16 protein-coding genes are annotated in these 23,297 nt (G+C 62.2%); 6 read left to right on the top strand and 10 right to left on the bottom strand.

From position 1 onward, the window contains the following. Window positions 1–12: 12 nt before the first annotated feature. Together IB263_RS22090 and IB263_RS22085 are read right to left on the bottom strand one after the other, a co-directional pair. Entirely contained in the window at window positions 13–1,068 is a 1,056-nt protein-coding gene (locus IB263_RS22090) for a TRAP transporter substrate-binding protein (protein ID WP_110819802.1), read from the bottom strand. Between the two features lie 289 nt (window positions 1,069–1,357). After that, window positions 1,358–7,060: an alpha/beta fold hydrolase gene (locus IB263_RS22085; protein WP_192439002.1), complete on the bottom strand. Its 5,703-nt coding sequence runs from the start codon at window positions 7,058–7,060 to the stop codon at window positions 1,358–1,360. Between the two features lie 346 nt (window positions 7,061–7,406). Here IB263_RS22085 and IB263_RS22080 point away from each other — a divergent pair, with 346 nt between their 5' ends. After that, a complete protein-coding gene (locus IB263_RS22080) occupies window positions 7,407–11,420 on the top strand; it encodes an AAA family ATPase (protein ID WP_192439001.1) in 4,014 nt (1,337 codons plus the stop codon). A gap of 8 nt (window positions 11,421–11,428) precedes the next feature. On the opposite strand, the gene IB263_RS22075 is transcribed toward IB263_RS22080, so the two are convergent. The 4 genes from IB263_RS22075 to IB263_RS22060 all read right to left on the bottom strand — a co-directional run bounded on the left by IB263_RS22075 (window position 11,429) and on the right by IB263_RS22060 (window position 15,759). After that, window positions 11,429–11,932, bottom strand: coding sequence for an NUDIX hydrolase (locus IB263_RS22075; protein ID WP_060520287.1), 504 nt, complete (start codon window positions 11,930–11,932; stop codon window positions 11,429–11,431). Between the two features lie 202 nt (window positions 11,933–12,134). Further along, complete coding sequence (locus IB263_RS22070; protein WP_034798145.1) at window positions 12,135–13,088, bottom strand: substrate-binding domain-containing protein; 954 nt, start codon at window positions 13,086–13,088, stop codon at window positions 12,135–12,137. A 63-nt stretch (window positions 13,089–13,151) separates the two neighbouring features. Beyond that, window positions 13,152–14,162: an ABC transporter permease gene (locus IB263_RS22065; protein WP_110819806.1), complete on the bottom strand. Its 1,011-nt coding sequence runs from the start codon at window positions 14,160–14,162 to the stop codon at window positions 13,152–13,154. 70 nt (window positions 14,163–14,232) lie between these two features. After that, window positions 14,233–15,759: a sugar ABC transporter ATP-binding protein gene (locus IB263_RS22060; RefSeq protein ID WP_110819807.1), complete on the bottom strand. Its 1,527-nt coding sequence runs from the start codon at window positions 15,757–15,759 to the stop codon at window positions 14,233–14,235. Window positions 15,760–15,921: 162 nt separating this feature from the next. Between IB263_RS22060 and IB263_RS22055 the strand changes: the two genes are divergently transcribed. Then, window positions 15,922–16,944 (top strand): LacI family DNA-binding transcriptional regulator, encoded by a 1,023-nt coding sequence (locus tag IB263_RS22055; protein WP_060520289.1) that lies wholly within the window; start codon window positions 15,922–15,924, stop codon window positions 16,942–16,944. A 116-nt stretch (window positions 16,945–17,060) separates the two neighbouring features. Then, a complete protein-coding gene (locus IB263_RS22050; protein ID WP_110819808.1) occupies window positions 17,061–17,360 on the top strand; it encodes a PRC-barrel domain-containing protein in 300 nt (99 codons plus the stop codon). A gap of 167 nt (window positions 17,361–17,527) precedes the next feature. On the opposite strand, the gene IB263_RS22045 is transcribed toward IB263_RS22050, so the two are convergent. Beyond that, window positions 17,528–17,890, bottom strand: a complete 363-nt coding sequence (locus IB263_RS22045) for a helix-turn-helix domain-containing protein (protein ID WP_110819809.1) — start codon at window positions 17,888–17,890, stop codon at window positions 17,528–17,530. Window positions 17,891–18,227: 337 nt separating this feature from the next. Between IB263_RS22045 and IB263_RS22040 the strand changes: the two genes are divergently transcribed. Then, the gene (locus tag IB263_RS22040) at window positions 18,228–18,578 is read left to right on the top strand and encodes a GFA family protein (RefSeq protein WP_234852828.1); all 351 of its coding nucleotides are present in this window, start codon (window positions 18,228–18,230) and stop codon (window positions 18,576–18,578) included. A gap of 81 nt (window positions 18,579–18,659) precedes the next feature. On the opposite strand, the gene IB263_RS22035 is transcribed toward IB263_RS22040, so the two are convergent. Continuing rightward, a complete protein-coding gene (locus tag IB263_RS22035) occupies window positions 18,660–19,943 on the bottom strand; it encodes a TolC family outer membrane protein (RefSeq protein WP_181432643.1) in 1,284 nt (427 codons plus the stop codon). A 281-nt stretch (window positions 19,944–20,224) separates the two neighbouring features. On the opposite strand from IB263_RS22035, the gene IB263_RS22030 reads away from it, so the two are divergent. Together IB263_RS22030 and IB263_RS22025 are read left to right on the top strand one after the other, a co-directional pair. Continuing rightward, window positions 20,225–20,434 carry a DUF2892 domain-containing protein gene (locus IB263_RS22030; protein WP_060520293.1) on the top strand — a complete coding sequence of 70 codons (210 nt, stop codon included), beginning with the start codon at window positions 20,225–20,227 and terminating at the stop codon, window positions 20,432–20,434. Beyond that, window positions 20,431–20,949 carry an RNA polymerase sigma factor gene (locus IB263_RS22025; protein WP_110819811.1) on the top strand — a complete coding sequence of 173 codons (519 nt, stop codon included), beginning with the start codon at window positions 20,431–20,433 and terminating at the stop codon, window positions 20,947–20,949. Before IB263_RS22030 ends, IB263_RS22025 begins: the two co-directional genes overlap by 4 nt. 52 nt (window positions 20,950–21,001) lie before the next feature. Here IB263_RS22025 and IB263_RS22020 read toward each other — a convergent pair whose 3' ends face one another. Then, window positions 21,002–22,387, bottom strand: coding sequence for a HAMP domain-containing sensor histidine kinase (locus tag IB263_RS22020; protein ID WP_110819812.1), 1,386 nt, complete (start codon window positions 22,385–22,387; stop codon window positions 21,002–21,004). Further along, complete coding sequence (locus IB263_RS22015) at window positions 22,387–23,058, bottom strand: response regulator transcription factor (RefSeq protein ID WP_060530510.1); 672 nt, start codon at window positions 23,056–23,058, stop codon at window positions 22,387–22,389. The genes IB263_RS22020 and IB263_RS22015 overlap by 1 nt, the downstream gene beginning before the upstream one ends. Between the last annotated feature and the right edge of the window lie 239 nt (window positions 23,059–23,297).

Below are 23,297 nucleotides of genomic sequence, written 5' to 3'. Positions count from 1 at the left end.
CCGGCAGTGCGCTCAGGCGCTCGAATATTTCTGCACAAGCGCCTGCGCCGTGGCGATCAGCGCCTTGCCGTCGAGGTCCTTGGCCTTCATGTCCTCGATCCACTTGTCGTGGACGGGTCTGGTTGCCTCCACCCACTTCGCCTTTTCGTCCTCGCTGATCGTGCTGATTGTTCCTTCACCGGATGTCTCGATTGCCGCGCGCACTTCGGCACCGACGCTGTCCCACATCTCGCCGGCCTTCTTGGCGAAGGCCATGCCGCTGTTGGCGTCCAGCACGGCCTTGAGGTCGGCCGGCAACCCGTCATACTTGCCCTTGTTCATCGCCAGGAAGAAAGTTGCGGTATAGAGCGTCGGCGAGCCCGGGATTTCGGTATGGAACTTGGTGAGCTCGTTCACCTTGATCGAGGGAACCACTTCCCACGGGAGCACGCAGCCGTCGATCGACCGCTGGGCCAGTGCTTCGGGCACCTGCGGAATGGGCATGCCGACCGGCGTCGCCCCCAGTGCCGCCAGCGCCTCACCGGCAAGGCGCGTCGGACTGCGAAGCTTCAGCCCGGCGAGGTCCGCTCCGGTCTTCACTTCCTTATTGGTGTGGATCAGGCCCTGATCATGCGCCCAGAAGCACAAGAGCTGGGTATCGCCAGTTTCCTTCAGTACGTGCGTCTGGCCATATTCCTGGCAGGCTTGCGCGTTGACGGTCGCCTCCTTGGCGGCGACGAATGGCAGTTCGAACACTTCCGTGGACGGGAAACGTCCGGGCGTGTTGCCGGGCAAGGTCCAGACGATATCGACGACGCCGTTCGACGCCTGATCGTAGAGCTGCGGCGGCTTTCCGCCGAGTTGCATGGCCGGGAAGATGTCGACCTTCAGCGCACCGCCGCTTTGTTCTGCCAGCAATTTCGCCCATGGCGTCAACAGCCGCTGATGAACGTTGGATGCCGGCGGCAGGAAATGGTGCAGCTTCAGCGTGACTGTTTCCTGGGCGCGCGCCGCACCGATTTTCAGAACGAAGGGCGCTGCAAGCAGAGCGCCGCCGGTCTTCATCAAATTCCGTCTGCTCAGTTTCATAGGTTCCTCCCTGTCGACCCCACATTCACGCGCGGCGAACATCGCATGCACGCACCTGATCCTTCACGGCCATCCGGCGGGCAGATCTCCCCGGTCGCTTGAAACTTCCCTTTGCTCCTCATCGGAAAGCTTCAATCCATTAACATGTTAAGTTTATTTTGAACCGACTGTCAAGCGACGGCATCGGGCGACAAAACGGCATGGCGGATCACCCGGACACGTCCTCGTGAACGGGCCCGCTCGAGCCTTCCCGTAAGGATTTGAACCAGTAACGCGCCAGGAGATGGGATCAGAGCGTGAGCGTCTGCACAGTCCCCGCATATTCGCAGTCGAGCTTCCAATCGGCGCCATCCTGCCGGACGTGGAGAAAAGTCGCACCGTCGCCGGGAGCCGGCCGGGTCGCGTCGACGATGCAGTGATAGCGCTTGGCCTTGTAGTCGAACTCGAACGTCTCCTGCTCGACGATATCCTCGTCGATCCCGTTTGCAAAAGGATAAGGCGCATACATTGCCGCGGTGTGGATCGAATGCACGGTCGTGATCGGCGTGCCGTCCATTTCCGTCAGAAGCGCCGTTGCAATGCAGCCCCGGTGTTCATCACCGGAGAGGAGCACGACATGCTTGATCTTTCCGGCGGCGATGGCGCCGAGAACATCACGCAGACTGTTCGGATAGCCATCCCAGCCATCGGAACGCAGCGCACTCAGGTTGTCCGGGCTGAGGCTGGCATCGCGCTGGATCGCCCGGCGATGACGCGGGAGAAACATCGATGGCGACGCTATGAACTTCGGGCCATTTTTTAAAAGCCACGTCTCCAGGTCGCTCATCGTCTCGCCGACGCCCGTCTTGAACAGGGTCGCATTGGCAAGCCCGGCGCCGATCTTGCGGTGCGTCCTTTCGCTGCGCGTGTCGAGCAGGAAGAAATGGAAGCCCTCGTAGTCGAACGTCTTCAGCTTGGGATCCACTCCACGCTGGTATTTCTCGAAGGCCGCGAAACCCTCCTTCTTCAGCTTGGCATTCGTATCGATATCGTTCGGAGAGGCAAGCGGCTCCCAGTTGTCGTCGATCTCATGGTCGTCGAGCAGCATGAACGACGGTATGCGGCGCAGGACCTCGCGCACGCTGCGTTCCTGCAACCAAGCTTCGTAAGGGAGGCGATACCTGTCATCGCTCGCGGCCGGATCGTAGAGCCCTGCGGTCGGATCCACATAGACCTGATCGCCGACGAGGAGCGCGAACTTCGGCTGGATACCCACCCCCGCCCCTATTCTGTCAGCGACCTCGGCATAGGAGCGATAGGCAACCTTCCTGTCGATGAACCCGGCCGGGTACTGGCACGAAGCCAGGATGAAGCTGGTGCCGGCGGGCGAAGGCTGAACAGGAGGAGCGAGCGGGGAATCGTAGGGGATAACGCCGTCCATCATTGCCCGGTCCTGCTCGACCAGATTTTCCAGAACCGACGCTCCCATAAGGAAGTTGAGGTTCATCGAGGAACTTGCAGGCGTCGCCATCTGCGGAGCGGCGCCGACCGTCAGGTTGGTCGTCGGGGTCGTGTCCTTGTAGACGAGGCGGTTCGGCGAAAATTTCACAGCCTTGCCCGGATTGATGTCGGGCTGCGGCGCATCCATCATCCGCGAGGCGGCCTGCGAGATCCGCTCGAAACGCTGATAGGGAAGTATCTCCAGCACCCTCTCCGGGTTCTCGTTCGACTCGCGAAGCAGCGCCCGATAGACGACGCCATTCTTGGCGAGCGCGTAGTATGTCTCCTCAATGAACGGCGGCAGAAGCTTGTCTTCCGCGTAGGCAAGCAAGACGAGCAACGCGTTTCCCGGGAAGTTCGGATCATACCCCGGCATCGATGTCGGGAGCGGCGCCTTGAACGCATCCCAGTGGTTGTCGCGCAACGCCGGGGACCAGTAGACCATCATGTGGCTGACGATGTAAGGCAGATCCCAGGGTTGGCCATCCGGGCGCTGGATGTCGTCGCCGTTTACCAGCACGCGCAGCATGATCACGCCCTCGGTCTGGCGGATCGACGGCAGCGTGCCAAGGCGAATGGTCAGCTCGCCGTTCTCCTCGGTAATGATCGGCCCGATCCAGGGCGGGTAGGCCGTCATCTCGGTGTCTGCGGCCACAGGCTGGCGTTGGATGTTCTGGTCGAGGAAAGCTTCGATCTTCTGCAAGGTCGCATGCCGGGTCGTCCCGATAAGGGCGTCCTGGTGACCGGCGCCAGGGTTGAGATAGGGTTCCAGGTAGACACGACCTGCATCGTCGAAGACGCGGCGCATGCGGTCGACGGTGGCAGGATCCGTGAGACCGTTGCCCGATCCATGGACGCTGAAGGTGGGGAACTTCCACTTATCCTGCAGGACTTCTCGTGACACCAGTCGGTTTTGCCCCCGGAAGTCGGTGAGCATGGCATTACGCACGAAATGCACCGTCGTGGAGACCGTATTGAGGCTGAGCGCGCCGAAATGCTCGTTGATGAAGCGCAGCATTTCGGGCTCCATGTTGGCGACGTTGAAGTCGCGTCCGTAGAGCGCGTCCATCCGGTGCCGGGTTCTTGTCCACGGCGTCCGCTTCCATGGCCAGATCGGATTTTCCACGTCGAACTCCTCGACCGGGTAAGGAAGCGTCGAAAGCACGCGGTCCCAAAGGTCGTCGGCGAGCGTCGGCTTATCCGGATTGAAGCTGTAGCTGTCGGGCAGGAAGCCGAGAAGGTAACGCACCGCATAGGCGCGGAAGATGTTGGCAGGCGTAAAGACCACCAGCGGACCGACCTGCGTGAAGGCCACCCGGTCGACGAGGTCCTGGATCTTACCCTCCAGTGTGGCGATGCTGAAAACCATCGTGCCCATGCAATGGGCGATGACGTCGAGTTTCGGCACACCGGTCTGTGTGGCGATTGTCCGCAACACCAAGGGCACGTCTTCCTTGCCGATTTCGTCGAAGCTCCAGGCCGCACTTGCGGTCGGGTGCGCCGGGCTGGTTCTGAGGTCGGCGATCCAGACATCACGCCCCGTCTTCCAGAAATGGCTGGCGAAGTTGGGATTGACGGCGTGGTGGGCAAAGGTCGTCCCGCCGGCGCTGTATCCGTGGATCATCACCAGCGGCCGCTTCGTCGTGCCCGGATAGGGATAGCGGGTTAGCAGTACTTTCCCGACAACCGGCGGGCCGCCGAGTTGAGGCTTGCTCGTTCCGACGACGAGCGTCTGTCGTTGCGCCGCGACCGTGCCGCCGCCCTTGATCTTCAACTGCGCCGGCGGGCGGAAATCCACCGCGTCGTTTGCCGGGTCCTTGTCTTTATCGGGTGCACGGAAACTCCAGATATGCATTCCCAAAAGCAGCCGGAGAAAATACCCGAGGAAAGTCAGGAGCGCTCCGATCGCGGCGACGCCGTCGCGCTGTTCCGTGATGCGCACGAGCGGCACGCCGATGCGGGCGAGATAGTCGAGGTCGAGCGTCAGCACGCGCCCGCCGGACGCTGCCTCCAACCCCGGAAATTGCTCCAGCGCGACTTCCATGAGCTGACGCCAGGGATTGGAACGCCGATCATAGGTGAAGCGCTTGGTGCCGACGATACGATCGCCCGCAAGCGAGATGCCACCGGTGATCGGGTCCGGCGCGCCGACCTTCAGATCATAGACGAAGGCGCGGATCTCGCCGGACCGGCTGGCGATGGCAAGACCTGAGCGGACGCGCTCAAAGAAGCCGGGCCCACCGTCGCCGTCGACGATCGCCTGATAGCTGTCGCGCAGGCCTCGGTTGAGCACCCATGCCTTGCCGGCACGCCAAATCCTGCCGCCGACCCACGTCGACTGGCGCTCGAGGACCCGCAGGCTGCCGGTCAGGGGCGCCGTAAAGACGGCGATCGCCTGGAGCTTCTGCTCCTTCAGACCGGCGGGCGCCCATGTCTGATGGAGATTGTCCCACTGATCCGCGGGAAAAATTCGGATCATGCTACGGGCCAACGGCACGGAGGCGTCGGTCGCGACCTCAAGGGTTCCATCGCCACCATTGCTTGGCGCCAAATCGGCCAGCGCCTTCGGCTCGAAACGCAGTGTGAGCTCGACAACTCTCGTTTCAGAGGCCGTCCCGGGCGCTGAAAACCTGAGCCGGCCGGCAAGGCGCTCGATGATCTCGGCGTCGGTATCAGGGGCAGATGCAGCGGCATCGGTTTCACGAAACACCGGGCGGACCAAAGCTAGGCCGGGCGCCGCAGGGGCCGGGGCGACATAATTCCAGGCGGCCGCGAGTGTCTCCGAGGCGCGCAGGGCCACTGCCGCTATGGTGAGCGCCGGATTGGTGCCAAGCGCCGTCGGGATAATCGAGCCGTCGAGGACCACGAGGCCATTATGGAAGTCGTTCGGGAGCTCCGATTTGAAAACACGCCCCAAATGATCGACGACGCCCGTCGCGCCGGTGTTGCCCATCACGCAGCCACCGAGCGGATGCACGGTCGTGAGCGGACCGCGCTTGTTTTGCAGCAGCCAGTTCAGGCTGGCCGGCAGGAGCTTCCAGACGGGATTGGCGATGACGCGCCCGCCCGTATTCTTCGCCAGCCGCGCCAGCGCCTCAACCTCGGTGTCGAAGACCGGCAGGGACGGCAGATCGTCCCAGCGCATCCGCGCCGCGCCGTCATCGCTGTCGGAAGCCGTTTCATCCAGTTCCATACGACCGGCGGCGCCGTCATCGGCCATGACGGCATAGACGGCGGAATGTTCGATCCTGGCGGTCGGCGCCACATAGGCGTCGTCGTCCGGAAAGCCCCGCGTATGCGTCGACCAGTCGAACCGGTCGAGCCCGTGAAGCGTGTTGAGCGTTGCAAAGATCTCGGTGAAGGCGAGGCGCAGGCCAGCTGGAACGGAGAGTTCCTCGATCAGAACACCGGCCGTTTTTCGAAGATCGAGCACGCCGGTGATGGTGGGTCCGATCGCACGCTTGGAGGGCTGCACGGCCTCGTCCGAGACGGTATTGACCGGATTTGACGTGGCATAATCGGTCACCAGCATGTCGCCATTGGTCGAGCAATGGTTGCCGAAATGCACGGAGAGGCTGAGGCCTTTGGCCTGTGAGCGCTTCAGGATTTCGAACGAGCCGAGCGTGCCCGCCGCCAGCACGACCTTGCCTGCGCGCACCTGCAGCACCTCGCCGTCGCGTGCGCGCAGGGCCGCGTCGGTGTAGACGCAATCGACGATCCAGTTGCCGCCGTCCGGCTTGACGCTGAGCACGGTCGCGCCGCTGAAGATCTCTGCCTCGTTGCGCAGCGCCGTCACGAGCAGGTTGACGTCGAGCGAGTTCTTTGCGCCGAAATTGCAGCCCGTCGCGCAGTCGCCGCAGCGCACGCATTTATTGAGCCTGACATTTCCCGAGCTCACCGTGTCGGTCATCGCGACCGTAATCGCTGCCTCGCGAAAACCCGTCGACGCGATGCTGCGGAAGGACTTGTGTTTCTGGGGAATGCCGTCGGGATGTTTCGAGATGCTGTTCGGGACGCCGTTTGCGGTGCCGCCCAGAAGCTCGCCCGCACGATCATAATACTGCCGCCAGGTCGTCAGGTCCTTGAGGTCGTCGGGCCAGCGCGTGTGAAACACGCGCTCGTCGGGAACTTCCATGACGCCGGCATTGATCAGCGAACCGCCGCCGACGCCGTTTGCGACCACCGTGACGACCTCCGGGCCGATCCGCACGTCGACCAGCCCTTCCTTGTTGCGATCGCGGCGGATATGGCGAGGCAGTTCGGCAAGACCTGTTGGAAACGCGCCCGGCAGATACTCCTTGCCCCGCTCGAGCACCCCGACCTTGATCGGAGCGCCTCCCTTCGTGCGGCCGGCCATGGTGGCGGCAGCGATTGCGCCGCCATAGCCACTGCCGACGACCAGAACATCAAAGTGGAGCGCCGCCGGCGTCTTCCGAACCCGGTCGACCAGCCTTTCGAAACCCTGGGAAATCCACGCGGTGTGCGAGGTGTTGTCGAAGTCAATGCTGGCCATGGTCGCCTCCGGGACGTCGGTCTCGGGCACGGTGCGGGTATCCGTAGCTCCAATCGGACATAACGCTCTCCATAAGATGCGTCTGACGCCTGAACTCGGTGTGCGAGCCGCGATGGCTCATGTCTTTCGGTGATCCCCAACAGGGGGCATCGACATCCGGGAAGAATGCAAAAATCCGAAACGTGTGCGGTTTCCGCCAAAGCCGATCGATCGAAGTCGGCTAGCCCTCTTAGCGATTGCTAAATAATATGCGAGAGTCAGCAAATCGGCGAGGGATAAATGCACTTCTGCGCGAAGATGGCCCCTGTTTCGCGCATTTCGTGATCAATCACCGCGCGAAGGAAACATGGAGACGATCGCAAAATCGCTCGAAGGGTTTTTGCCGCTGAACTTGCTTGGCCGGCTTCACGGCTCTCACGGAGAGCGGCCGTCGGCGGTAGAGTTTCCGGCCGCCGTGATCTTTGTCGACGTCTCGCGCTATACGGCCCTCGTCGAGCAACTGGCGCGGCGCGGCAAGGAAGGGCTGGTGCAGATCCCGAAGCTGCTCAGTATTTCCTACGCGCGTTGCGCCGACCATGTCTGCGACCGGGGCGGCGAAGTCCTCCTCTTTGCGGGTGACTCGCTTCTGGCCTATTGGCCCGCCGACGAAACGGGTCTGGCGCGCGCGGTCAAGAGTGCGGCCGAGTGCGCCGAAGCGATCTGCAAGGAGAGCCGCGAGCAGCGAAATCCGGGTGCAGGCGAAATCGGACCTACCCTACATATCGGCATCGGCGCCGGGCAGCTCTGGGCGGCCGCCATCGGCGGCCAGCCGGTCTGGAACCTTGTGGCTGGGGGCGATGCCGTCGTTCAGGCCGCAAGTGCGCAGACACTTGCCCATCGCTGGGAAGTCGTTCTGTCACCAGAGGCGGCAAATGCCCTGACCGATGGCGAGGCAAATGCGCGCGCGCCCGTCGCCGCTCCAGCGCATCCGCACATCGCGCACGAATGGCTCGTCGCATTCCTGCCGATGCAGCTTCAGGAGTTGCTTGGCCCCTCGCCGACGATGATGGGCATCGAGCCCGCATCCCCCAACGCCTTAGCCGAAGGCAATGTCCATCGCGATGCACGGCTGGACACGCTTGCGGAGATCAGACCAGTGTCCGTCATTTTCGTCCGGATAATCGGTCTGCAACATCAAGATGCCCAAGCGCTCGTCCGACACCAGAACCTCTGCGCAACGCTTCAGGCGATTTCGCACCGCTACGGCGGTCCTCCGGGCGAACTCCTCTTCGACGACAAGGGGCTCGTTTACCTTTGCGCTTTCGGGACACGCGGGACGTTTCACCGCGACGACCCGGCCCGCGCCGTGGATGCCGCCCGCGCCATCGGTCGCCATATCACGGAGATGGGGCTTGCCGTCTCGGTCGGCGTGGCGACGGGCGAAGCCCTGTTTCGAGTCGTCGGCAGCACGCGCCGCCGACAGCTGATGGTTCTCGGCACGCCGGTCAATCGCGCCGTGCGCCTCGTCACGACCGTCTCCAATGATGTGCTGTGCGATGCGCCGACCGAAAGGGCAAGCCGGGCGTCCTTCGATTTCGAGCAACGCGGAACCGTCCAGCTGGCGGGACTTGGCGACGTGGCGCCCGTCTTTCGGCCTCTTGAGCCGAAGTCGCGGGCCCTGTCTGCGGCAACGCTGATTGGCCGAGAGCGGGAACTTGCTTTCCTGCAGCATGCTTTCGAGGAGACGCGCGGCGGTTCGAGCCGTCTTGTCGTCATCCTGGGCGAACCCGGCATCGGCAAGAGCAGGCTGGCTGCCACCTTTACCGACAATCTTCACGCCGCGGGAGTGGCGATTGCCGTGACGCTCGCCGAACGGGACGACCGGCGAAGCTCGCTTCTGGCCTGGCGACGCGTTCTTGAAACGCTTTTGGGATTGCCCGTCGAAAGCGATGGCCTCGTCCTGCTCGAAAGCATTACCGCGCGCATCCGCACGGCGCCGTGGATCGCAGACCGCCTGCCCCTTCTTAACGACCTGCTGGCGATCGAGATTGAGCAGAACGAGGGAACGCGCCACCTGGAAGGTGCCCACCGCGCCGATGCGACCATGCGCCTCCTCGGCGATATCCTCGGCGTCTTGGCGCCACGGCCGTTCGCCCTCGTACTCGAAGACAGCCAGTGGCTGGATTCCGCCTCCTGGCGGCTGGTCGAATGGGTGCTCGGTTCTGTGCCTTCGCTGCTGCTCGTGCTCTGCGTGCGCTCCGAAGAGGTGCCCGAGGATCTGAAGCAATTGCGACGACGGGTCGAGGCGGCAGGCGAAGCCGGGACCGAGACAGAGGAGCCGGCCCGGCGCTACCGCATCCTCGAACTCGAAGAGCTCGACGACGGCACTGTTTGCGAACTCGTTTCGCGCACCCTTGGCGAGGTTCCGCCACAACAGGAACTCGCGCGCAGGGTCGCTGCCCTTGCCGGAGGCAATCCGTTCTTTGCCGAGGAGATCGCGCTGACGCTGAAGAGCGAAGGCTTGATCGCCGTGCGCGATGGCCTCTGGCGCTCGATCCGCCCCCTTGAGGACCTCCAGTATTTCGAGGGAGTCGAGCGCGTTATCCGAGAGCGAGTGGATCGCCTCGATTCGACATCGCAGGACGTGATCAAAGCGGCGGCCGTCATCGGACGCTCGTTCACCTTTGCCGAGCTGGAGGCATTGCTGAAAGAAGAGCTGAATGCGGAAGGGCTCGGCTCCGCCGTCGAAAGGCTGGTCGATGCCCATCTGGTGCGCCGGCTCGGCCAAGCCGGAAGCTACGAATTCCGTCACGACCAGACGCGCGATGTGGTCTACGGATCGATGCCGGGCGACCTGCGCAGCCGCCTCCACGCATCGCTCGCCCACTGGCTGGAGCGCAGCCGCATTGAAGCAATGGGTGGAGATCTGGCGGTTCTCGTTCAGCATTTCGAGGCGGCGGACAACAAGGAGAAGGTCGTGAAATACGCGGACCTGGCGGCCGCGAGGGCTTTGCAGGTCGGCGCCTTCCGCGAGGTCGAGTTCTTTCTCGGCATTTGCATGGCGCACGAGCCGAAGCCGCAGGACTGGACGCCCGAACAGCGACTGCAGGCGGTTCGCTGGCGGCGCAAACTTGCCGAAGCGCACTACAGTCGCGGCGACATTCACGCGCAGGGCATTGCCGTCAGGAATGCGCTGAAAGCGGCCGGCCAACCGGTTCCCGTCTCTTCGTCTGCGACGCTGGTACGGCTTGCCGCGCGCAGCTTGCGGCTTGCGGCGCAGCAGATGCTGCCGGAAACAGCGAAGCTTGCCCGCCGCGAGGACCGGCTGTCCTGGGAGAGGGAAATGGCGCGGTGCCTGAACCAGGCAGCGCTGGTTGACTACTTCGAGCTGCGCTTCACCCGTGGAATGTGCAATCTCGTTGGCGCGGTGGCGCGCGCCGAACGGACCGGACGGACGATCGAAATGGCCGTCGCCGCCTCGCAGCTCGGCTGCGGCTTCGGTATGATGGGCTGGCGCTCCGGGTGCCGCTATTTCATGGAAAGGGCGGAGCGGATCGCGACCGAGCTTTCAGACACCGCGATCCATGCGCATGTCTGCAATCTCGACGCGCTCTGGCAGCTCGGGCGCGGAGAATGGGCGGGGGTGGACGCAAGGCTGGAACAGGGCCAGCAGTTCTGCCTTCGAGCCGGCGACCAATTGCGGTGGTGCAATGCCCAGGGCATGCGCTTCTGGTCGCTCTATTACCGTGGCGAGCAGGCCGCGCTCGAACCAACGGCGACCGCCCTGCTCTCGCGCGCGCAGAATGCCGGCAATATCCAGCAGGAAATCTGGGCGTTGCGGTGCAAGGCGTTGTGCGTGCTTCACACGGATCAGCCGCGCGAGGCCGTCGACATTCTCCGGCTGATCGGCTCGGCGATGCTCGGGTCGGTCGATCTGGCCGCGCAGATCTCGGCGAAGGGTGCGCTGGCGCTGGCGCTCGCGCGCACGGGGCGGCATGCGGAGAGTGTCCAGGCGGCCGCCGAAACCTTGCAACTGGTCAAATTGATGCGCCGGCCTTCGTCCCACAGCACTTTGGTTGGCATCTCCGGCGCCGCCGAGGTTTTCCTGCGGGGCCGCGAGGCCGGCCTCGCACACGCTTACGACGAATGGCCGCGCTGGGAGGCCCAAGCGCTACGCGAACTCAAACGTTATGCCCGAGCCTTTCCGATCGGCGTGCCTCAACTCGCGCTGTGGTCGGGCGTATCGCTCTGGCTGGAGGGCAAGGAGGCCGGCGCAATGTCGGTGTGGAAGGATGGCATGGCGGCCGCGCAACACCTCAGTCTTCGGCGCGACGAGGCCATGATCGCCGCCGAGCTGCGTCGCAGGCGGGACCGGCTTTAGGGACGTGACTAATCGGCGCAACTCGCGAGACTATCGTTTCCAAGCCCGCCCAGCCGTTCGGTGAGAAGCGTTTTAAGGCCAGGCTGCCCGACAAGCGACGCCGCGAGGGATGCCGGCACCCAGCGCATCGCGCGCGCGCCCTTTTCCGGAAAGTCGGGCGCCATGGACACAACGGCGATCAGGTGAACCTGGACGTGATAGACGGCGGTCTTGCCGACCTTGCTGTAGGTGTAGCCGCCGATTTCGTCGTTTAACGCCGTTCCGATAACACCGGCCTCTTCGAACGCTTCCCGGACGGCAGCGCCAGGGGTGTCTTCACCATACTCCAGGTGCCCCTTGGGAATGCCCCAGAGCCCGGTGGTGCGGCCGCAAATGAGCAGCACCTCGAACCGGTCCCCGCCGCTTTCCTTGCGAATGCAGATCGCACCAGCCTGGTCGACGACGACCGGCTCTGCGTCGGAAGCGGCTATCGCGTCAGATGACAGACGTGACACAGCGGGTGTTTGCATCATCGCTCTCATGTTGAACTGACTGGAAGCCAAGGGAAGGTCAGGCGGCTATGTGACGGTTTTATGACGATTCATAGTGAAATTCAACAGCATGCTAATGCAATTGAAAGGCCGGCAAGATGGCCGGCCGCGGGGCAGTATTTTCAGCCTCGCCGAGCCTGATGACGGCCCACAAATCGCGGGCCGTCATCACATCAAAGCTTAATCAGAACGGCGAATCCGGGAAGTAGAAGTCCTTCGCATTGTCCTTGGTCACGAGCGTTGCATCGATCGTGTAGACGCCACGCACCGGAACCTGGCCGTAGAAGTTGGCGACGGTCATTTCGAGCGCCGTGCCGACCATTGCCGGCGGATAGAGCACGTCGACCGGGATCATCTTGTCGCCGTCCATGACCTTCTTGATCATTTCCTTCGAGCCTGCGCCGGCGACGACATACTGGATGTCGGTGCGCTTGGCCTGCTCGATCGCCTGCAGCACGCCGACGGCCATGTCGTCGTCCTGGCACCAGACAACATCGATCTTCGGGTACTTGGTCAGGTAGTCCTGCATGACCTTGAAGGCATCGTCGCGGTTCCAGTTGCCGTACTGGCGGTCGAGAACCTTGACCTTCGAGCCTTCGATGCCCTTGTCGAAGCCGTCCTGGCGCTGCTGGTCGATCGGGATCGGCAGGCCGCGGATGACGACGACTTCAGCTTCCGGCGTCGTTGCCTTGATGTACTCGCCAGCGACCTGGCCAAGCGCCGGATTGTTGCCGGCAACGTAGAGGTCACGCACCGAGTTGTCGTTGACACTCGGGGCACGGTCGACGAGAGCGACGAAGGTCCCCTTGCCCTTCACTTCCTTGATGGCGTTGACCAGTGGATCCGGATCGGTCGGCAGGATGACGAGCGCGTCGATGCCTTGCGTCTCAAGATCCTGCACGGCGTTGGCCTGGCTTGCCGGATCGGGTGAGGTCTTGACGATGACGTTCAGGCCGGGATTACGCTCCATCAGGATCTTGGCGACCCGTTCGGCATGGAACACCACGCCGGCCGTCCAGCCATGGTCGGCCGCCGGGATTGAGACGCCGATGGTTACTTTCTTTTCCTCTTGCGCGTGAGACACGCCGGCAAAGGCGGTCATCGCGGCAAGGGTCAGGCCGAATAGCTTCTTGTGCATTAAGTTCCTCCCAAATTTCAGGTCAGCCTGTTCAAGGCCGGGAGACCTGTAGGCCCGGCCGTCTCACGACTTCCGCACCAGCGAACGCTGGACGAGCATCGCAATGATGATGATCGCGCCCTGGATGGCACCGATCAGATATTCGCTGATGAAGTTGGAGAGCAGCATGATGTTGCCGACCAACTCGAGGATGAACGCGCCGCAGATCGTGCCCCAGACGCGCCCTGCGCCGCCCTTCAGCGCCGTGCCGCCGACGACGACGGCGGTGATCGCCTGCAGCTCCCACAAAATGCCCGTCGTGGCCGAGGTCGAGCCGAGGCGCGGCACATAGAGGAGAACAGCGACCGCAACGCAGAGCCCTTGAATGACGAAGGCGATGGTGCGCACGCGATTGACGGAGATGCCCGAATAGCGGGCAACGTCGCGGTTGGAACCGACAGCAACGACGTGGCGACCGTAGCGCGTGCGGTAGAGGACAAAGGCAGCAACAGCAGTCACCACAAGGATGACGACGATCGGAACCGGCACGCCGGCGATCGTGCCGAAATAGGCTGGCCGGTACATTTCCTGCAGCTCAGGCTCCTTGAGCGTGATCGCTCCGCCCTGCGAGAGCCAGGTCGTCAGCCCGCGATAGATGCCCATGGTGCCGAGTGTCGCGATGAAGGGCTCGATCTTGCCGACGGTGGTGATCAGGCCGTTGGTGAGGCCGCAAAGCGCACCGGCGACGATGGCAAAGAGGATTGCCGCCAGGAGCATGAGAACCGGATCGGCAATGACGCCGGAGTTCATGAACAGGATCATCAGGCTGGCGATGAACGCGACCATGGCGCCCACGGAGAGGTCGAGATCTCCGGACGAAATCACGAAGGTCGCGCCAACCGCGATGATCGCAATGAAGGCGCTTCGGGTGGCGACATTGGCGAGGTTGGTGATGCTGATGAAATTGGGATTGACCAGCGCGCCGACCACGAGAAGCAACGCCAGCGCAACGAATGGCGCCACTGCCCTCAGATCAATGTCACGCCAGCTGCGGCGGCGGATGGCTTCCTGGCTGCCTTCCTGGTTCACGCTCATGTCCAATCGAACCTCCCCCATCTGTCGGGAATCTTGTTGTTGTTGCCGTCGGCCGCGCCGCTGATGCGGCTCAAGCCGCCGTCTTTTTCTTCAGGCCTGCGGCGTAACGCATGATCTCCTGTTCGGAGATCTCGTCGCCTTCGAGAATGCCGGCGATATGGCCTTCCCGCATGACCGCGACGCGACTGCAAAGGCCAATGATCTCCGGCATCTCGGAGGAGACGACGATGATCGAGCGGCCATCCCGGGCGAGCGCCGAAATGAAGTGATAGATCTGCTGCTTGGTGCCGACGTCGATGCCCCGCGTCGGCTCATCGATGATGATGATGCTGGGGTCAGTTTCCATGACCTTGGCGAGAAGCAGCTTCTGCTGATTGCCGCCGGACATGCGCCCGGCTACGATCTTGTCGTCCCGCACGCGAATGTCGAAGCGACGCCGCGCCTTGACCAGGGCCGCCTCTTCGCTGCCGGGATCGAGATAGCCGAGGCGGCTGTGGCGGCCGAGCGATTGCAGCGTCAGGTTCGCCATCATGCCGGCATTGAGCAGGAGCCCCTTGGCCTTGCGGTCCTTGGTCATATAGGCAAGGCCAGCCTTGTTGGCCGCATGCACGTCGCCGGATGGCACCGGCTCGCCACGCACCAGCACCTCGCCGGCCGTGCGCGCGCGCAAGCCGACGATCGCCTCCATCAGCTCCGTCCGGCCTGAGCCGATCATGCCGGAAAAGCCGAGGACTTCGCCGCGGCGCACCTCGAAGCTCGCGTCGCGGACATAGCCGGTCGATACCGCATCGACGCGCAGAACCACGTCTTCGTCGACATCCGGCTCGTTCTTTGCGGGATAAAGGCTCGACAGCTCACGCCCGACCATCAGCTGGGCGATCGCCTCGCCGTCGAGAATGGAGGTCGGCGACGTCTTGATCCACTGGCCGTCGCGCAGCACCGTCACGCGGTCGGTCAGTTCCATCACCTCGTCGAGCTTGTGCGACACGAAGACGAAGCTCGTTCCCTTGTCGCGCAGCTTGCGCACCAGCCGGAACAGGAAGTTCGTCTCCTCGCGCGACAGCACAGCCGTCGGCTCGTCCATGAACACGACGCGCGCATCGCGGCTGATGGCCTTGGCGATCTCGACCATCTGCTTTTCGGCAATCGAGAGCGATCCGATCATCGCGCTCTCATCGACATGCGAACCGAGGAGATCGAGCACACGACGGGTCTCGGCGCGCATGAACTTGCGGTCGAGCACGCCGAAACGGGTTACCTCGCGGCCGAGAAACAGGCTCTCGGTAACGGTCAGATGTTCGGCAAGATTGAATTCCTGGTGGATGATGACGATGCCGAGCGCTTCCGCAGCGCCATTGGCCGGCAGCTTCGTCGACTTCCCGTCAAGCAGGATCTCGCCCGATGTCGGCTGCTCGAAGCCCGACAGGATCTTCACCAGCGTGGATTTTCCAGCCCCGTTCTCGCCCATGAGCGCATGGATTTCGCCCTGGCGAAGCTCGAAATCGACGCTGAACAGGACCTGCACGCCGCTGAACGATTTGCTGATGCGGCGCGCCGACAGCACGACGGGAGCCCCGTCGACATGCTCCGTGGTCATTATCCCCTCCCTGCGGCCTCCACCGCTATTTCAATGATGTAAACCTTTACACTCACCGATGTAAAGGTTTACATCGTGATTGCTCGACAATTTTTTTGGCTTCTTCGTTTGACCGTCGGGCGAACCTGTGTAACGTCCTCGCAGCAAATCCCGAGGTCAAGTGTGTCCAATTCCCAGCCCGCAACCATTGAAGACGTCGCACGGATCGCCGAAGTGTCGATCGCGACCGTATCGCGGGCCATTCACATGCCGGAAAAGGTAGCCAAATCGACGCGCCTCAAGGTCAACCAGGCGATCGCGATTACCGGCTACACACCCAATGCGATGGCGCGCAGCCTGCGGCTCGGGCGGTCGAACATGATCCTCGTTGTCGCACCGGATATCGGTGATCCGAACTTTTCCAGCATTCTGGTGGGTCTCGAAAACGAAGCGCGCGCGCATGGTTACGGCGTCCTGATCGGCCATACGCAGAACGACGCCCAGCGTGGCCTGGAATATTTGAAGTTCTTCAATTCCAACCAGGCGGCGGGCATGATCCTGTTTACGGGCATCCTTCCCTTCGGCCATCAGACGCTAACGGCGCGGCTGCCGCCGACCGTCGGCGTTTTCGAGCCGGTCTTTAACGGCGGCATCCCCTATGTCGGGGTCGATGACGTCGAGGGCGCTCGCAAAGTCGTCGATCTCCTGATTTCCGAAGGCCACCGGCGTATCGCCTTCATCGGCGATTCCAACACCCGCCTTGCCTATGGTCGCCGGCGGCAGGGATATGAAGCGGGGCTTGCAGCGGCCGATATTGCCATCAATCGCCGTCTGATCATGGAAGGCGACGGCACCGTGGAAAGCGGCAGGCTGGCGCTCGAACAACTCTTCATGCGTGACGACCTGCCGACCGCCTTCATGTGCGTCAACGACCAGACCGCACTTGGCGTGACGCTTGGCCTGCGCGCCCGCGGCTACGACATCCCAGATGATTTTTCCGTCACAGGCTTCGACGATGTCCCGCAGGCGAGTTTCATGACGCCTTCGCTGACGACCATCCGCCAGCCCCGCACCGCCATCGGCAAACACGCGATGGCGCTGCTTCTGGAACTGCTTTCAGACCAGGCCCCTTCCGAAACCGAAATCCTGCTGCGACCGGACCTCGTCATCCGCAACTCCGTCGGCCCGCCGCCGGCACGGCGATGACGCGACATTCGCAGCCCTTCTGGAAACGACCGCCCGTGCTTCAGCCTGTGACACGGTGATGGAACCGTTTGCGCTCGAGTCGGTTCTCCCCCTATCAAGTCAAAGGAGCAACGAAGATGGATCACACTGGTCACGTACGCCTTGCAGCCACGGAACTGACACCGGCGATTTTGGAAGGGGCAACGGTTTACGGAGCGGACGACGATAAGGTCGGCACGGTCGACCACGTCCACGGCGCCGGCACAGCGAGCACCGTCGTCATCGACGTCGGCGGGTTTCTGGGCATCGGAGCAAAACCCGTTGCCGTGCCGCTTGCCGATCTCGATTTCATGCGTGACGAAGACGGCGACGTCCACGCCGTAACGACGTGGACCAAGGATCAACTCAAGGAAATGCCCGAGCATTACGACTCGTAGCTTGTCCGACATAAAGGCCTGAGGCTTCCAGTACCCAGGCTCACATTAGGATTGCGGCGGCGGCCAAAACATATCCGGCCGCCGCATACGGCTGAACACCCCGTCTCGCTGCGCCATCACTCCTGGAGCGAATGCCAGCCATTCCTCATCACCCAAGGGCTGCAGTTTCAGTTTCGGCCGGGATCGGCGCCATATCCTTCGCCCTTCGCGGCAAGCCTTGCCTGATGTTCCTTGCCCCACGTCGACAGGACCGTGACCGCCTCGTTCAGGGTCTTGCCGAACTCCGTCACCGAATACTCGACCCTTTGAACGGCGCCCGGAAAAACCTCGCGGCGAACCAGACGATCGGCTTCCATTTCGCGAAGTTGTTGTGCCAGGACCTTTTCGCTGATCCCCGGCAGAAGACGTCGCAACTCGCCGAAGCGACGCGGTTCGATGTTGATCTCCCACAATATCAGGGTCTTCCATTTGCCGCCGATCGCGTTCAGCGCCGATGCGAAGCCACAATCGTCCTGCTGCAACCGTTTCACGCGCCCCGCTCCCTACTTTCGAGTTACCGCTTACTTTAAAGTGCGTAATTTACAGGCTCCGAAAGCCGCTCCTATTAGACGGCAGCTTTCAATCGGAGTTGTCGTTCATGACCAATATAGGTGTTGCCGGCGGCGGGCGCATTGGCCCCGCGCGCGCCCGGATATTTCTGAAGCCTGGCGCGTTTGCTTCAAGTTATCTGCCGAGTGAACGCGCGGCCCTGGCCAGGTCGGTGCCATGACCACGAGCGATCGCCTGCAAGACAATGGACGGCCGCAGGCGCTAGAACGTGCCTGCAAGAGAACGGCAAGCTGTGCCTGCGGTGGCCTGAAGATTACCGTGAACGGACCCCCTGCCCGTGTCTACGCCTGCGCCTGTCTGGAATGCCAACGCGCAACGGGATCGGGCTTCGGCTATCGCGCCCGATTTTCCAGAGCGTCCGTCATCGGCATCGAAGGGGAACGCCGGGTGTGGCGACGCGGCAGCGACGCCGGCCGCTGGGTGGACCAGACCTTCTGCCCGACATGCGGAACGCTGGTCTACATGGAGGCGGAGGCGCTGACGGACGCGGTGATGATCTCCGCGGGCTGCTTTGCCGACCCGGACTTCCCGCCGCCCGCCGCCGTCTTCTGGGCCTCGCGCCGACATACCTGGTACGACCTGACGGAAGGCATCGAGACATTTGGATAGGTGGCCGATTTCCCCTCAGACGCAACATGTCGCAATCCACCGCGGCGAGGGCCACGGCGCAACATTAGGGAGCTTGTCCGCTCATCGTGTCTCGGTATCCGCCCGTCGGGCCACGAGGCCCAGGTCCTTGGCCCCGAGCCTGCCGATGGCCGACAGGATGCGGTAGCCTCCGACGACGGTCTCCCGCTCAGCGGTGGCGAGCTTCACCTGCGCCTTCACCACGTCGGCCTGGGCTTCCAGTACGTTGAGTAGCGTGCGCTGGCCGATCGCTTGTTCTGCCATCATGCCGTCTTTGGCCATTTTTGCCGCCTTGACGGCGGCCCGGTTGGCGGACGCGGTTGCGAGCGCTCCCTGGTATTGCGCCCAGGCAGAGGCCGCCTTCGACTGAACTTCGGCGTGCTGAACGTCGACGGTGAAGTTCGATTTCCCGAGGTCCTCCTTCGAGCGCCGTACCTCGGCCGCCGCCTTTCCTCCCTGATAGATGGGTACCTTGAGCTCGATGCCCGCCTTTTGCTCCGTCGCCGATCCGTCGAACGCCATTGCGTCGATCGCGCTCACGCGCTCACCTCTGCCAATCCCGATCGCCCCCTTCACGGTCGGCAGGAGCTTTCCCTCGCTGACGGCAACATTGAACATGGCGCCTTCGGCGAGGTGCCGTTTCGCCAGAAGAGCGGGATGCTGCTTGGCGGCAATCGCCAGCGCCTTATCGATGTTGGCGGGCAGCATTTTCACGGGAACTTTTCCACCGGTTAAATTGCCCGGTTCGTCGCCGATGACCTGCCTGTAGGTCGCTTGGGCACGCTTGGCTTCGGCATGGGCGAGGCTCAGTTCCGCCTGCGCCGCAGCGCGGCGCGCCTCGGCCTGAGCGATGTTTGTTCGGGTCCGTTCGCCTGCTTGGTGGCGGGCGATCTCGGATCGCGTGAGCTCCTTGAGGAAATCCAGATCCTGTTTGCGTAGCGCGACGATGCGGCGCGTCAGCACCACGTCCATATATGCCTCGGTCGCCTCGAACAGGATGTTCTGCTCGGTGTTGCGGGTGTTTTCCTCGGCGGCGCGCTGTCGCGCCTTATTGACCTCGACATTGTTGGTCGTCTGCAGGCCGTCGAAGACGGTCTGATCGAGAACGATACCAAACGTGCCGCGATTGGTCGCCGCACTGGAATTGTACCCGATCCCGCTGCGCCAGGTGATTTTCGGATGCATCGCCGACCGTGCGATGTCGATGTCGTACGCGCTCGCGCGCACTCCGGCCCGCGCTGCATTGAGCGTCGGGTTGTTGTGGTAGGCCTTCGCCAAGGCACTTGAAAGCGGCTCGGCATGAGCCTCAGCCATGGCAATCGGCGCAATCATTGCAACCAGGGTCACCAGTATTCGTTTCATCGAACAGGAATCTCCGTTGGGAACCCGGATGGCTCGCAAGCGAGATAATCCGGATCGAGGGCACGGAGACGCTCGGCGGACGGCGTCAAGGGACGGCCAACGGCCGAACAGCACTTGGCCGGCGCCATGGCAGAAGTACAGCGGCCCAAATTTGGTACCGATGGATCCGCCGTCACGAAAAAAGTCGTGCCGTCGCGAATCCTTTTCCGGGTTCCGCGCCTCTTGTGACTGAGACGATGGGTCTCGGTTTGCACCGGAGGTGTTGCATGACATTTTTTCGCAAGAATATAGGTAAGGGGCAGCAGATCGTGCGGATTGGCCTTGGGGTTGGCGCGGCTGTGATGGCATACAGTTTCCTGAGCGGGTGGATCGCCCTCTTGGTGGGCGTATCGGCCCTCACCTTCGTCCTCACCGGCCTCATCGGCTATTGCCCGGCCTGCGCCGTTGCCGGGATCCATGATCGGATCAAGCCATGAACACAAAGGCGGTGACGACTGAAATTTTCGAAGCCGCCCGCCACGGCGATCGCAATGCGATCGTCCGGCTGCTCGAGCGGACGCAGCCGGATATTCGCCGATATGCCCGAGCAACCTGCCGGACCGCCGATGTCGACGATGCGACACAAGAAACGCTTTGGCTTCTGTCGCGCCATGTCGGCGCGATCCGGGCACTCGCGACCCTGTCGAACTGGTTTTTCAGCGTGGTGCGGCGGGAGTGCCTGAGGCTCGCCCGACGTACCGGCATGATCGCCGCCGTAGACGAGGACGCACTTGAAACAAGTCTGGTGCAGCGGCCCGAACATGTGTTGCGGCTTGATCTGGCAGCGGCCTTCGAGGCTCTGCCGCCGCACTATCGCGACGTGGCTCTGATGCGCGACCTCCAGGAGATGACGATCGACGAGATCGCCGCGGCTCTCGATCTTTCGCGACAGGCAGTGAAAGCGCGGCTGCACCGTGCACGCCTGCTGTTGCGCGAATATTTGGCGGAGTGAGCGAGCCGAAGAGATTGTGCGCGAGCGGCTTCAAGGAACAATGGCGCGGCTATCACGAAAACGCGGATTCCTTCGCAGTTTTCGGAAACGCCAGATCGACGACCAAACCGCCGTTCGCTGCTTCTCCGAGCGCCACGGAGCCGTTGTGTGCCGTCATAATCTGGGCAACGATGGCCAGTCCCATGCCTGTTCCCTCACTCGCGCTGGTATTGCCCCGCACAAACGGCCTCAGCATTTTCTCGCGCTCCGCGGCCGGGATTCCTGGGCCCTCATCGCTGACCCGCACGATCCGGGCTTGCAGAACCTCGACTACAAGCACTTCCGTTCCGCGTGCGTGTCGCATCGCATTGATGATCAAGTTGTCCAAGGCCAGGCGAATGGCCGGTTCGGAACCGGGGACAATGACCCGCCCCTCTGCTTTGAACTCGATGTCCATGCCCTGCTTCATCACGGATGGCACATGCTCGGCAATGGCCGCGCGCGCGATGGCTGCGAGATCTACCATGGTGAAGGTCAGCGCCTGGCCTGACAAACGCGCCAACTGCAACGATGTCGTGACGATTGATGCAAGCCGCGCCGTGTCGCGAACAAGGACCTCCCGCACGTCCGGGTCCTGAACAAGGTCGAGCTTCAACCGCAATTTGGTCAGCGGCGTCCGCAATTCGTGGGATGCGTTGGCAAGAAAGTTTCGCTGCGCTTCGAACGCGTTGTCGATACAACCGAGCGCCGTGTTGAACGCGGCAACCATCGGCTTCAGTTCTATCGGAGTGTCGCGATCCGATATCCGGCGACCATTGGGAAGCCCGTCGATCTGCTCGGCTGAATCGACAACCCTTCTTACAGGGGTTGCGATCGTGCGCTTGACAGCAACGACAGCGATCGTGGCCGTGGCAACAAGAACAATACCCAGAAGATGGTAAAGCCCCTGCGGCCAAATTTCGCGCAGGACCACGAGCAGCGTTTCAGCATTCGAAAATGTCACTCCGCCGACCACAACGAGTTTGGGTGGATCCTCCGCGTTCAGTTTTCGGAGCCCGAGAAATCGCTGCTGGCCCGCCATGTAAGAAAACTCAGAGGAAAATACCTGGGGAGAGGTCGTATCGATGATGTCTTGAACCGATGCCGGCACGGCGCCGTGTATGATGGTTTGGGTTCCGTCACTGACAAAGTACCAGAATTCGGACTGCTCTTCAGAAAGCCTGATAATCTTTTCCGCAATTACGCCTTCGACCTCGAGCACAAACTTGCCGGTGTGATCGTAGCTCACACCATCCTGGAGAAGTTCGACGACACTTTCGACTGCGATTTTTTTCCTGCTCTGCCCATCCGTCAACAGGAACACCGCGACGGTGAGGACGGTGCTGATCACCATCATCAGCGCCATGCCCAAGATGAGCACAATGGCCACCGGAAACGCGATTGAATTCGGACGCCTCATTACTCTTGCACCAGCATGTAGCCGATGCCGCGAATGGTCCGGATCGTTGCGCTGCAATTGCCCTCGCGCAGACGCTTGCGTAGCCGCGAGACATGGGAATCGAGCACGTTGGACTCGATCTCCTCGTCGATATTATAGACGGCAGCTTCAAGATTGTCGCGCTGCACGACGCGCCCTGCCCGCCGGATCAGCGCTTCCAGAACGGCGAGTTCGCGTCTCGGAACGCTCAGCGCGTTCTCACCGATCATGGCGGATCGATTGATGAGATCAAACGATAGATTGCCGAATTGCGTGCAGCCGGTCTCGTCCAGGCTGTAGCGACGAAGAACCGCGCGCGCCCGTGCAATAAGCTCCATGGGCTCGAATGGTTTGCCGACATATTCGTCTGCGCCCTTGTCGAGCGCAGACACGATATCGGTCGGATCGTCCAATGCCGTCAGAACGAGCGTTGCCGGCCTCGGGCGGAGTTGCCGCAGCGTCGGCAGCAGCGACAGGCCGTCACCATCAGGTAGGTTGCGGTCGATGACCACGAGATCGAACTTGAACGCAAGCAGTGCCGCCTCGGCATCCGCAAGCGTTTCGAATACATCCGCAACGCCGATCGCGGCTTCCAGCATGGTCTTGAGCGAAGACGCCAGCTCACGATCATCTTCTACGATCAGAATTCGCATGTTGCCTGCCAGTGTCGACTAGAATTGAGTTTTGAAGATGCGAATATTCATGAAGGAAACAAAAGAGGATTCTAAACAACACGACGTAAGTCAGGTCGCAATCATCCTAATCGAAACAGCCCTCGCTAAAACATCCGTCATCCCTGCGGAATTACTCGTAAGAATACACGGGAGGATCGTAATCGCGTCCTCTACGGCGTTCATCGGACATATCAAGACGTTGTACGCAATTAGCATAA

Origin of the sequence: Ensifer sp. ENS03 (assembly GCF_014852035.1) — a bacterium.
GTDB classification, from domain to species: domain Bacteria; phylum Pseudomonadota; class Alphaproteobacteria; order Rhizobiales; family Rhizobiaceae; genus Ensifer; species Ensifer adhaerens.
This window is presented reverse-complemented; position numbering and strand designations above follow the sequence as displayed.